Raw genomic sequence first — 12,195 nt, forward strand, 5'->3', positions numbered from 1 at the left:
TAATCTTGAGGCGATGATTACAGCTGTAAACGGTGCTGTCAAGCGATATCGATCAGGGCTGCGGGTTCCAGCCGCGTGCGGCGAACACCGCCGCCCGGCTCGACAGGCGCGCCGCTTCGTCTGTGCCGAGTTGCGTACCGCCGAAGCCGCGCGGCTCGCCATTATCGAGCTTGTTGCCATACTCGCGCCAGCCGCCTTGCGCCGGATTCGGCTCCGGCTTGTGCAGCCAGGCCTTGGCCGCGATGTGCGGACCGACCGTGCAGCCGATAAAGGCGACGTGGTCCCAGGTGTTGGCGGTGCCGGGCGAGCGCGCGAAGTAAGTGGCGCCATCCGGCGGCGAATTTCCGGCAGGCCCGGGTCCGCGCGTCAGGCGCGCGCGCAGGAAGATGAAGCCCGGCTGGTCCGGCCCCACGGTGCGCGCCTGCACCAGGTAGCCGCCGCTGTCCGGGTTCGCGCTGTCGCCCACGGTCCGCAGCTCGCTGTCCTCGAACAGGGCCGCGCGGTTGTTCCCCCAGATGAAATCGACGTTGCCCTCGATGAGCGATTTGTGGAACCAGGCGTAGCCGGTCAGCTGCAGGGTGTCCTGCTCGCTGATGAAGTGGGCGTTGCGCACCGCCAGGCGGCCCTGGTCGCTGCTGAAGAACAGGGCCTCGGCCTGGGCCGAGTGGCCATCGCTGCGCAGGGTGGTGTTGTGCAGGGCGATGTCGCGGATCTCCAGCAGGTCGCTGTCCTGGGCCAGGAACAGGGCGCGGCCGCCCAGCACGCCGGGGCTGCCCGGCAATTGGCCGGTGCCCGAGCCGGGGTTGCGCGTCTCGCTGTTGGCGGCGCGGATGATGGTGGCGTCGCGGCTGGCGCCGCGCAGGCTCAACTTGTCCTTGTCGCGCAGGTAGAGCAGTTCGGGATAGACGCCGTCGCGCACGTTGATTGTCAGCGCCTGGCCGCGCGGCAGTCTCATGGCGTAGTCGAGCGCGCCCTGTACGGTGCGAAAGTCGGCGCGGGCGTCGTCATCCACGGTGATGCTGTCGCCCACCGGCTGGTAGGGCGTGGTGCGGAAGGTCCAGCGTGCACCCTTGAATGCGCCGCCACGCAGCAGGCGGCCTTCGGCCACGGCTTCGTATTCGGTGTCGTAGTCCAGCGCCTGCGGCAGGCGCACCCGCAGCTCCTTGTCCTGCACGGCGATCGGCTGCAGGCGCACCAGGCGCTGGCGCGGCGGCGGGCCGAGCGCGGCAACCGTTTCGCCGGGGCGGACGACAGCCACCAGCGCCCGGTCCTGGCGGCGGTAGATGCGCACGCTGCCTTCGCCGCTGAGCACCGGCGCCTGCGCGAAAGCCAGGCGCAACGGAGTGTCGGGCGGGACGCCGCGTTCGCCGCTGGCGGGCAGCAGCGTGACGCTCTTGTCGGGCGCGGCGACCGGCGCCGCGAAGGGGGCGCCTACCTCGACGCCGAACGCCGCCTGCGCCCAGGGATCGTCGACGCTGACGACGGTGACGGCCGTGCGCCCGACAGCATGCGGCGTGATGCGCAAGGCGCCATCGCTGACCTCGGCCGAGGCAATGCGCGGATCGGCGGCGCTGGCCCGGATGGCCGACACGGCGCCGATGCGCACGGTCTCCGTTGGGTCGCCGGCTTGCAGCAAGAGCCGGTCGCCGCCCACCTGCACGCTGACGCCGCCGGGCGCCGTGCCGGCCGCGCCGGAACGCAGGCCGAGCAGCGTATGCGCTCCCGCTTCCCAGGACAGGGGGCGATCGGCGGGGAGGGGCGCGGCGAGGGCGCTGGTGACGCGTTCGCCGTCGAGGAAGGCCGCCAGCTGGCCCTGCTCGGCCGCGAAACGCAGCACCAGCGGCGCGCCGGCAGGTGGAGCGCGCCGGCGCACCCCCTTCAGGCGCTCGACCTTGGCGCCGCGACCGGCCAGCAGCTCCACCAGCAGCACCTTGCCGCCATCGGTCAGCTGTACGCTGGCGCCTTGCCAGTTGCCCTGCGCATCCTGGCGCGCGCGCAGGAGGAAGGGCGCGCCGGCGGCGGGAGCGATGCGCGCCTCGGCGTAGCCTGGCCCCGGCCCGTCCAGCAGGCGTGGCCCGGCGTTTTCCTGCACGTGGCGCGCCACCTCGGTCGCCGGCAGGGCCGCGTAGGTGTAGGGCGGGCGCCAGCCGGCGTCGCCGGTGTGGGGGCAATTCGCCAGCGGCTGGCCGTTCAGCAGCGAACCGGTGTCGGCGAACACGCCGGGGCTGGCCGCCGGATCGCGCACGACCTGGCGGCAAGCGGTGGCGCCGGCCACCTCGAAGGCGTTCGCATCCGAGACGATGCGCGAGGCATGCGCCACGCCCACGCTGTAGCCGTGGCGGTAAGCCGGGTGCTTGCGGTCGCCGACATGGTAATTGTTCAGCAGGTGCACCTGGCCGTAGCGCACGCGCGGCGCGCGTTCGGCCACATGCTCGAACAGGTTGGCCTTCAATGTGACGCGCAGGCGGCCGGTGTCGCCGGTGGCACGGTCGCTGGCGCCGATCAGCATGGTCTTTTCGTGCAGGGCGAAGCGGTTGTAGGTCACGCTGACGAAATCCGAGCCCTGGGTGATGTCGAGCGCGCCGTCGTGGCACTGCTTGCGCATGCCGTTCTCCACCGGCTGCCTGTCGTCGGTGTCCGGTGCGTCGGTAAAGCTGTTATGGTCGATCCACACATGGTGCGAGCCCGACACGGTGATGCCGTCGAACAGCGCGTTCCAGTTGCCTTTCGCGCCATCCTGCGGGTCCCAGCGCGGGCCGACATCGCAAGGATTGCGGATAGCCAGGTTGCGGATCACCACCTGCGACACGTTCGCCACCAGCAGGCTGCCGTTGACGAAGCCGGCGCCCGGCGCGCTGCCGATCAGGGTGGTGTTCGCGGGCAGGCGCACCGCACCGCGCCTGGCCTGGTCGTCGCTGCTGGCGTAGGGGCGGCCTTCGCTCATGTCGATGCTGGCCGCCACCCGCACGATACGCGCGGGCGCCGGCGCCGCCAGCGCAGCGAGCAGGCCGGCGCGGTCGCGCACCGTGTACACGTGGGCGGGATCGGCAAGCGCGCCGCCCTGGGTGCCGCCTTCTTGCGCGGCCCAGCCGTCGACAGGGGCATGCTGGCGCTCGGCCAGCGCGCCCGGCATGGCGGCCCCGGCGGGGGATGCGGCAAAGGGTGCGGCGAAGGATGCGGCGGCCAGCGCCAGTGCAGCGAGCGGCGCGTTCAAGGTTGGCCCCGCAGCGCGGGCGCCAGCGCCGGCACCTGGCGCGCCAGTTCCTGCGCCATGATGCGGGCAAAGCGTTCGGCGCCCAGCGGACCGACGTGGGTGTAGTCGAAATGCTCGCCGCTGCGCGCCAGCTTGTCGGCCTCCTTCGGCCCCATGGCCTGTACCGCGGCCAGCGACAGGGCGTTCAGGTCGACCAGCGGCGTGTGCGTGCTGCGCGCAATGCCGCGCACGGCGCCGGCCCAGGGCGCGAGGTCGTTGTGCACATAGCCGGCCTTGAAGCTGCGCCGCGTCAGGGGCGTGACCAGCACCGGTTGGGCGCCGAGGGTGCGCGCTTCCTCGACATAGCGCGCCATGTTGACGGGGAATTCGGTGGCGAAATCGGTGGAGCGGCCCGGTTTTCCCGGCTGGTCGTTATGGCCGAACTGGACCAGTACATAGGTGGTGCGAAAGCCCGCGCCGTCGCGCAGCAGTCCCTGCACCTCGTCCCAGCGGCCCTCGGCGCGGAAGCTGCCCGAACTGCGGCCGCCACGCGCCAGGTTGATGCAGGCCGTCTCGGGTGTGAAGCGTGCGCACAGGGCGTCGCCGTAGCCGGTGGTGCTGGCCATGGTGGAGTCGCCGACCAGGATGACGCGATCGGGCAGGGCGGCGGCGTGTCCGGCACAGGCGCATGCCGCGAAGACGAAGGGGATGAGACGGGCGAAACGTGGCATCGGCAAGCTCCTGAAGTTTGCACGATTCTATTTTGGCCTGACCAATTTATCAAGCGGTCAGGCCGCGCGTGGCCGACGATCCGGGCGAAAGCTCAGCGATCGCTGCGGGCGCCACCCTTTTCGCTTCGCCAAACAGACACCTTCTTGCCAGACATCGTACAACATGGGCCAGGTTATAATACTGCCATCGCCCTCAACAACGCTCCAACATGATCCCAGCACAGCGCAAGCCCCGCAACCTCGCCCAGGGCGTGGTCGAACATATCGGCGGCAGCATCCGCCAGGGCCTGCTCAAGCCGGGCGAAAAGCTGCCGACCGAGTCATCCCTGATGAGCCAGCATGGCGTCAGCCGCACCGTGGTGCGCGAAGCCATCTCGCACCTGCAGGCGTCGGGCCTGGTGCAGACCAGGCACGGCATCGGCACCTTCGTGCTGGAGCCGCCGCAGGCCGGCCTCGGCTTCGATGCCGAGAGCATCCTGACCCTGCGCGACGTGCTCGCGATCCTCGAACTGCGCATTGCCGTGGAGAGCGAAACCGCCGGCCTGGCCGCGGTGCGCCGCGGCGACGAACAGGTAGGGGAGCTGGGCGCTGCCCTGGCCGAGATGCAGGAGGCAATGGCCGTCGGCCGCTCGGCCGTGGACGCCGACAAGCGCTTCCACCTCCTGATCGCCCAGGCCACGGGCAACCGCTATTTCGTCGATATCCTCGGGCAGCTGGGCAACGCCATCATCCCGCGTGCACGCCTGAATACGGCCGAGCTGGAGCAGGACAAGCCGGCCGATTTCCTCGAACGCGTCAGCCGCGAACACGACGACATCTACCGCGCCATCGAGCGGCGCGATCCGGAAGCGGCGCGCGCCGCGATGCGCACCCATCTCTCGAACAGCCGCGAACGCCTGGTGCAGGCACAACGCCGGCTGGAATCCAAAATAAATTAAAAAGTTCAACATTCTGCTTGCGAGGTCATCCTTTCGGTTGTACGATGACTTACAACCTGACCGGTAGCTGATCCTGCCTGTCATTCATAACCAGTCCTGGAGACCCGCATGCACCCACTCGAATTACAAAAAGTCCTGTCGCACGGCCTGTTGTCCTTCCCGATCACCGACTTCGACGCCAACGGCGATTTCAACGCGGCCGGCTATGCCAAGCGCCTCGAGTGGCTGGCGCCCTACGGCGCGACGGCGCTGTTCGCCGCCGGCGGCACCGGCGAATACTTCTCGCTGGCCGGCGACGAATACGGCCAGATCGTCAAGACCGCGGTCGACACCTGCGCCAAGACGAACGTCGCCATCCTGGCCGGCGTCGGCGGCCCGACCCGCATGGCCATCGCCCACGCCCAGGAAGCCGAGCGCCAGGGCGCGCAAGGCCTGCTGCTGCTGCCGCACTATCTCACCGAAGCCAGCCAGGACGGCCTGGTCGCCCACGTGGAAGCGGTGTGCCGCTCGGTGGACATCGGCGTGGTGGTCTACAACCGCGCCCAGTGCCGCCTGAGCCCGGATTCGCTGGCCAGGCTGGCCGAGCGCAACCCGAACCTGATCGGCTTCAAGGACGGCATCGGCGACATCGAACTGATGGTCTCGATCTGGCGCCGCATGGGCGACCGTTTCAGCTACCTGGGCGGCCTGCCGACCGCCGAAGTGTATGCCGGCGCCTATAAGGCCCTGGGCACCCCGGTGTACTCGTCGGCGGTGTTCAACTTCGTGCCGCAGCTGGCGATGGACTTCTACCACGCCACCGCCGCCGGCGACACCGCCACCACGAATCGCCTGCTCGACGAATTCTTCCTGCCTTACCTGGAGATCCGCAACCGCAAGCCGGGCTACGCCGTCAGCATCATCAAGGCCGGCGCCCGCCTGGTCGGCCATGGCGCCGGCCCGGTGCGCGCACCGCTGACCGACCTGACCACCGCCGAAGACGAGATGCTGCTGGCGCTGATCAACAAGCAGCAGAAGGCGCTGTAAGCCATGGCGCTCACTGGTGAAATGATCATCGGCCGCGCGCGTGTGCGCGGCAGCGGCGGCGAGCAGCTGGCCTACAACCCGGCCACCCGCGCCGAGTTCGAACCGGGCTTCGGCCAGGCCACGGGCGAAGATGTGGAACACGCCTGCGCCCTGGCGGCAAGCGCCTTCGACCCTTACCGCAAGCTGCCGCTTGAACAGCGCGCGCGCTTCCTGGAAGCGGTGGCCGAGCAGATCCTGGCCATCGGCCCGGAGCTGATCGAACGTGCCGGTGTTGAGACCGGCCTGCCGGCCGCGCGCCTCGAGGGCGAGCGCATGCGCACCGTGAACCAGCTGCGCCTGTTCGCAAAAGTGGTCCGCGACGGCCACTTCCTCGGCGCCACGGTCGACAGCGCGCTGCCGGAGCGCGCGCCGCCGCGCCCCAGCCTGCGCCTGGCCAAGATCGGTCTCGGTCCGGTGGCCGTCTTCGGCGCCAGTAACTTCCCGCTGGCGTTCTCGGTGGCGGGCGGCGATACCGCATCGAGCCTGGCCGCCGGCTGTCCGGTCGTGGTGAAGGCGCACGGCGCCCACCTCGGCACCTCGGAATTGGTCGGCCGCGCCGTGCAGCGCGCCGCCATCGAGACCGGCATGCCGGAAGGCGTGTTCTCGATGCTGTTCGGCGACGGCCGCACGATCGGCCAGCAACTGGTGGCCCATCCCGCGATCAAGGCGGTCGGCTTCACCGGTTCGCGCGCCGGCGGCACCGCGCTGATGCGCACCGCCGCGGCACGCCCCGAGCCGATTCCCGTATATGCCGAGATGAGCAGCGTGAATCCGGTGTTCCTGCTGCCGTCCGCACTGCAGAACAACGGCGCGCTGCCCCAGGGCTTCGTCGATTCGCTGACCCTGGGCGTAGGCCAGTTCTGCACCAACCCCGGCCTGGTGTTCGCGGTCGATGGTCCGGCGCTGGACGCCTTCATGGCAGCGGCCAAGGCGGCCCTCGCAGGCAAGGGCGCCGGCACCATGCTCACGGCAGGCATCCACGACGCGTATGGCAGCGGCATCGCGCGCCTCGGCGGCAGCGCCGGCCTGCGCCTGGTGGCGCAAGGTTCGACTGAAGGTATCGGGTGCGCCGCCCAGGCCGCGCTGTACGAATGCGTGGCCGGCGACTTCCTGGCCAATCCGGAACTGCAGGACGAGGTCTTCGGGCCATGCGCCCTGGTCGTGCGTTTCGACAGCGCCGAACAGATGCTGGCGGCGGCCGAACAGCTGCACGGCCAATTGACCGCCACCGTGCACGCCGAGGAAGGCGACTACGCGCTGGCCGCACAGCTGCTGCCTGTGCTGGAGCGCAAGGCGGGCCGGGTGCTGTTCAATGGCTTCCCGACCGGCGTCGAGGTGTCGCATGCGATGGTGCATGGCGGCCCCTTCCCGGCCACCAGCGACAGCCGCACCACCTCGGTCGGCGCCACTGCCATCGACCGCTTCCTGCGGCCGGTGTGCTACCAGAACCTGCCGGACGCCTTGCTGCCGCAGGCGCTGCGCGACGACAATCCACTGCGCCTGGCGCGCGTGCAGGACGGGGAGCTGAATTTGGCGGGTTAATACTCTGTATGTGATTCGATCGCTGCACCAGCCGGAGGAGACGCCGGCTGTCTCACTTGAAAAGAACTGATCCATGAATCAGCAAGTCATGAGCTTTACACCAGAGCGTACAACGGTGGTGGGCAGGTATCGCTGGACGATCTGCGCGCTGCTGTTCTTCGCTACCACCATCAATTACCTCGACCGCCAGGTCCTGAGCCTGCTCGCGCCGGTCCTCACCAAGGAATTCGGCTGGACGAATACCGATTACGCGAACATCACCGCGACCTTCCAGTTCGTGTATGCGATTTCGATGCTGTTTGCCGGCCGCGTGATCGACCGCATGGGCACCAAGCGCGCCTATATATTGGCGATCATCGTCTGGTCGCTCGGCGCCATCGGCCATGCCTACGCCATCGGCATCGGCACCGCCGTCAACAGCGTGCTGACCACCGTCGGCCTGGCCGCCGTGCCGGTCTCGATCGCCGGCTTCATGGTCGGACGCGCGGTGCTCGCCCTGGGCGAGGCCGGCAACTTCCCGGCCGCGATCAAGGCCACCGCCGAATACTTTCCGAAGCGCGAACGCTCTTTTGCCACCGGCATCTTCAATTCGGGCGCGAACGTGGGTGCGGTGCTGGCGCCCTTGTCGGTGCCGCTCATTGCGGAATACTGGGGCTGGCAAGCCGCCTTCATCGCGGTCGGCGCGGTCGGCTTCATCTGGATGGGCCTCTGGATCTGGCTGTACGACGCGCCGGAACGCCAGCGCCGCCTGAGCGCGGGCGAACTCGCCTACATCAACAGCGACGCGCCCACGTCGGCCCCGGCGACCGAGGCCGCGCCCAAGGCATCGTGGTTCAAGCTGCTCGGCTACCGCCAGACCTGGGCCTTCGCCTTCGGCAAATTCATGACCGACGGCGTGTGGTGGTTCTTCCTGTTCTGGCTGCCGAAGTACATGTCGGCCCAGTATGGATTGTCGGGACCGGACATGGTCGTGCCGCTGGCGGTCCTGTACAGCATGACCATGATCGGCAGCGTCGGCGGCGGCTGGCTGCCGACCTGGTTCCTCGACCGCGGCTATAACATCTACCAGGGCCGCATGCGCGCCATGCTGCTGATCGCCCTGTGCCCGCTGGTGGTGCTCGCGGCGCAGCCGCTCGGCTACCTGGGTTACTGGGTGCCGGTGCTCCTGATCGGCATTGGCGCCTCGGCGCACCAGGCCTGGTCGGCGAACCTGTTCACAACCGTCTCCGACATGTTCCCGAAGCATAGCGTCGGTTCGGTGGTCGGCATCGGCGGCATGGCCGGCGGCCTGGGCGGTGTGCTGCTCACCAAGCTCGGTGGCGCGCTGTTCGACCATTACGGCGCACTGGGCCAGCTGCAGTCCGGGTATATGATCATGTTCTCGATCTGCGCGCTGGCTTACCTGGTGGCCTGGTGCGTGATGAAGGCCCTGGTGCCGGCGCACCGCGAGATCACGAACCTGTAAGGATGGGCATGGAGATTCAACGCATCCCCGGCGTGCACTGCGCCACCGGCGAAAGCCCGTTCTGGCACGCGGCGCAGGCGGCCTGGTACTGGGTCGATATCCCTGCGCGCCGCATCTGGCGCATGGACCACGCCAGCGGCGCACTGCGCAACTGGCTCGCGCCCGAGATGGTCGCCTGCGTCGCGGCCGGCGCCGACGGTTCGCTCGTGGCCGGCATGGAGACCGGGATCTTCCGCCTGCAGCTGGGCGAAGACGGTCTGGCGCAGGCGAGCCGGCTGGCGGCGCCGCCCGACGCCGAACTGGGCGAGGGCATGCGTTTCAATGACGGACGTTGCGACCGCCAGGGCCGTTTCTGGAGCGGCACCATGTTCATGGACATGGGCGCCGCGCGCGCGGTGGGCGGCTTGTACAGCTACAGCGGAGAACAGGGTTTGCGTGGGCCGGTCGTCTCCGGCATGCTCACGCAGAACGGCCTCGCCTGGTCGCCCGACGGACGCACCATGTACCTGTCGGACTCGCATCCGATCAAGCGCACCGTATGGGCCTTCGACTACGACGTCGACAGCGGCACGCCGCACAAGCAGCGCGTCTTCCTCGACCTGAGCGGCCAGAAGGGACGGCCGGACGGCGCCGCGGTCGATGCCGACGGCTGCTACTGGACCTGTGCCAACGACGGCGGGCTGCTGCAGCGCTTCACACCCGCCGGGCAGCTGGACCGGGAAATCGCGCTGCCGATGGCGAAACCGGCGATGTGCGCATTCGGCGGACCGGCGCTCGATACGCTGCTGGTGACCTCGATCGATCCGGGCACGGGCGGCGATGCCGGGAGCGTGGTACTGTTGCGTCCGGGCGTGCAGGGCGTGGCGGAGACGCCGTTCGCCGGTTGAGGATCCATCCTGACTTGTTCGAAAGCCCGCAGCAGCGGGCTTTTTTTTGTCGGCGAGCGTTTTGTACTGCACAGTACCCGGCCGGCCTTTCCCGCACACTCACTCTCTATATAACGATCTGCGAAGCGGAGATGACACGATGACGACCATGAACATGACGGTGGAGCAGGGCATACGGACGGCCGGTGTCGGCAGGTTCCAGTACCGCCTGTTCGTGATCTTCGGCCTGGTCTGGATGGCCGATGCCATGCAGGTGCTCTCCATCGGCTTCAGCGCGCCCTCGATCGCCAAAACCTTCGGCATCGCCATGCCGCAGGCGCTGGAGACCGGTACGGTGTTCTTCGTCGGGATGCTGATCGGCGCCTTTGCCTTCGGCCGCCTGGCGGACCGCATCGGACGCCGGCCGGTGCTGCTGGCCGCCGTGGTGCTCGATGCCTGCTTCGGCGTGGCATCGGCGTTTGCACCGGACTTCACCTGGCTGCTGGTGCTGCGCTTCCTGACCGGCATCGGCGTCGGCGGGACGCTGCCGGTCGACTACACGATGATGGCCGAATTCCTGCCGAGCGACCGGCGCGGACGCTGGCTGGTGCTGCTCGAATCCTTCTGGGCGGTCGGCACCATCCTGCTGGCGATCCTGGCGCTGGTGGCCGTGCGTTGGGGCGACGATGCCTGGCGTGTGATCTTCTTCGTTACGGGATTGCCGGCGTTGGTCGGCGTGGTGCTGCGCCTGTCGGTGCCCGAGTCGCCGATGTACCTGAACCGCAGCGGCAAGGGTGCGGAGGCGCGCGCCGTGCTGGAGCGGGTGGCAAAGGCAAACGGACGCCAGGTGACGATTCCGCCGCTGCATGCCGAAAGCCCGGTCAAGCACTCGATGGCGGCGCTGTTCTCGTCGCAGCTGCGGCGCCGCAGCGTATGCCTGTTCCTGGCCTGGATGCTGATCTCGATTGCCTACTACGGCGTGTTCGTTTACTTGCCGGTGCGCCTTAGCGCCGAGGGCTTCGGCTTCATGCGCGGGCAGGAGTTCCTGATACTGCTGGCGCTGGTGCAGTTGCCGGGCTTTGCGCTGTCGGCCTACGGCGTCGAGCGCTGGGGTCGCAAGCCGACGCTGGTCGGCTTCCTGGTCCTGAGTGCGATCGGCTGCATGCTGTACAGCTTCGGCAGTGCGACCGTGGTAGTGGTGGGCTCGACCCTGCTGATGAGTTTTGCGCTGCTCGGGACCTGGGGTGCGCTGTATGCGTTCACGCCGGAGGTGTATCCGACCGATTTGCGCGCCAGCGGCATGGGGCTGGCCGGCGCCGTCGCACGTTTCGGCGGCTTGTTTGCGCCAGCGATTGTCGCGCCGGTGATGGCAACGCACTTCACGCTGGCGCTGGCGATGCTGGCCGGTTTCCTGGCGATCGGCGCGATTGCCATCCTGTGCGTGGACGTGGAGTCGCGTAACCTGGTGCTGGAGTAAGCTGGCCGGGCACTGTCCGATATTGATAAGATGTCTCTTTTTTCGAGAGGCCATCCATGTCAGTCAGCAGCAAGCCCAGCATCCAGTGGACGATCACCGATATCGACGTGGGTGCGCGGCTGGTCGAGGCCCTGGTACAGCACGTGACGGCGAACGGGCCGGTGCCGATCTCGTATGCGGATGTACTCGAGCGCGCCCGCATCATGTATCCGCATGATGGGGTACTCGGGCGCGCAGTACCGGTCGGGATCAGGCCCAAGCTGGGCTTTGTCTCTGCGTTTTGTGCGGCTGGCGGGTTTCCCGACCTGAGCAGCCTGGTGGTTAAGGAGGCGTCGGGCACGGAGTCGGTTGCCGAGAGGTCGTCGATCTCTGGCGCGGACTGGTCGGCCGCATTGGCGCAGCTCGATGCCTATGCTGCCCAGGCCAGGGCAGCACTGCCGCGTAACCTGAAGCCACGCAAGGAACGGCCGGCGGAAGTGGCCTGGTACGCCTATTTCTGTTCGCATCGCGAAGCCTGCGCCAAGGTGACGAGCGAAGACAAGAAAGAAATCGTCAACATGCTGATGTCCGGCCTCGATCCTGACACGGCACTGCGCCGCTTCCTGGCGGCGAAGGCCGAATTCGCCAACGCGTCGTGAGGACTTGCGCAGTACGGATCCGTTTGTTATAGTTCGGTCCCTCGCGAAAACGACAACGAAATCAAGTAGTTGAAGTGCTAACGAGATCCGCAGGTTCTGCGGTGTAGCAAAAAAGAGGTTGACGAGTATCACGAAACACTTTATGATTCTGCCCCTCTGCTGCTGACGAACAAAACGATTCGCAAGCGCAGCAAGATGAAGTACGGAATAAGTTCTTTAACAATTAACAGTCGATAAGTGTGGGCGTTTGATGAAGGTGCCAGCTGACTCGTTCAGCTGA

The 12,195-nt window shown here is 67.8% G+C and carries 9 protein-coding genes; 7 read left to right on the top strand and 2 right to left on the bottom strand.

Annotated features, from left to right (window positions below):
- Positions 1–52: 52 nt before the first annotated feature.
- Positions 53–3,214: a pectinesterase family protein gene (locus QPK31_RS19190; RefSeq protein WP_290424484.1), complete on the bottom strand. Its 3,162-nt coding sequence runs from the start codon at positions 3,212–3,214 to the stop codon at positions 53–55.
- Positions 3,211–3,924 carry a rhamnogalacturonan acetylesterase gene (locus QPK31_RS19195; RefSeq protein WP_290424485.1) on the bottom strand — a complete coding sequence of 238 codons (714 nt, stop codon included), beginning with the start codon at positions 3,922–3,924 and terminating at the stop codon, positions 3,211–3,213. Before QPK31_RS19195 ends, QPK31_RS19190 begins: the two co-directional genes overlap by 4 nt.
- A 209-nt stretch (positions 3,925–4,133) precedes the next feature.
- Between QPK31_RS19195 and QPK31_RS19200 the strand changes: the two genes are divergently transcribed.
- From QPK31_RS19200 to QPK31_RS19230, 7 genes are all read left to right on the top strand, one after another.
- Positions 4,134–4,862 carry a FadR/GntR family transcriptional regulator gene (locus tag QPK31_RS19200; RefSeq protein WP_290424486.1) on the top strand — a complete coding sequence of 243 codons (729 nt, stop codon included), beginning with the start codon at positions 4,134–4,136 and terminating at the stop codon, positions 4,860–4,862.
- A 108-nt stretch (positions 4,863–4,970) separates the two neighbouring features.
- Positions 4,971–5,888, top strand: coding sequence for a 5-dehydro-4-deoxyglucarate dehydratase (gene kdgD / locus QPK31_RS19205; RefSeq protein ID WP_290424487.1), 918 nt, complete (start codon positions 4,971–4,973; stop codon positions 5,886–5,888).
- A gap of 3 nt (positions 5,889–5,891) precedes the next feature.
- On the top strand, positions 5,892–7,469 hold the full coding sequence (locus QPK31_RS19210) for an aldehyde dehydrogenase (NADP(+)) (protein ID WP_290424488.1): 1,578 nt from the start codon (positions 5,892–5,894) through the stop codon (positions 7,467–7,469).
- A gap of 88 nt (positions 7,470–7,557) precedes the next feature.
- Positions 7,558–8,934 carry an MFS transporter gene (locus QPK31_RS19215; RefSeq protein ID WP_290424489.1) on the top strand — a complete coding sequence of 459 codons (1,377 nt, stop codon included), beginning with the start codon at positions 7,558–7,560 and terminating at the stop codon, positions 8,932–8,934.
- A 2-nt stretch (positions 8,935–8,936) separates the two neighbouring features.
- On the top strand, positions 8,937–9,821 hold the full coding sequence (locus QPK31_RS19220) for an SMP-30/gluconolactonase/LRE family protein (RefSeq protein ID WP_374045826.1): 885 nt from the start codon (positions 8,937–8,939) through the stop codon (positions 9,819–9,821).
- A 139-nt stretch (positions 9,822–9,960) separates the two neighbouring features.
- Positions 9,961–11,277: an MFS transporter gene (locus QPK31_RS19225; RefSeq protein WP_290424491.1), complete on the top strand. Its 1,317-nt coding sequence runs from the start codon at positions 9,961–9,963 to the stop codon at positions 11,275–11,277.
- 56 nt (positions 11,278–11,333) lie between these two features.
- Positions 11,334–11,915, top strand: coding sequence for a hypothetical protein (locus QPK31_RS19230; RefSeq protein WP_290424492.1), 582 nt, complete (start codon positions 11,334–11,336; stop codon positions 11,913–11,915).
- Positions 11,916–12,195 lie beyond the last annotated feature (280 nt).

Source organism: Massilia sp. YIM B02769 (genome assembly GCF_030411995.1).
Classification (GTDB): domain Bacteria; phylum Pseudomonadota; class Gammaproteobacteria; order Burkholderiales; family Burkholderiaceae_D; genus Telluria.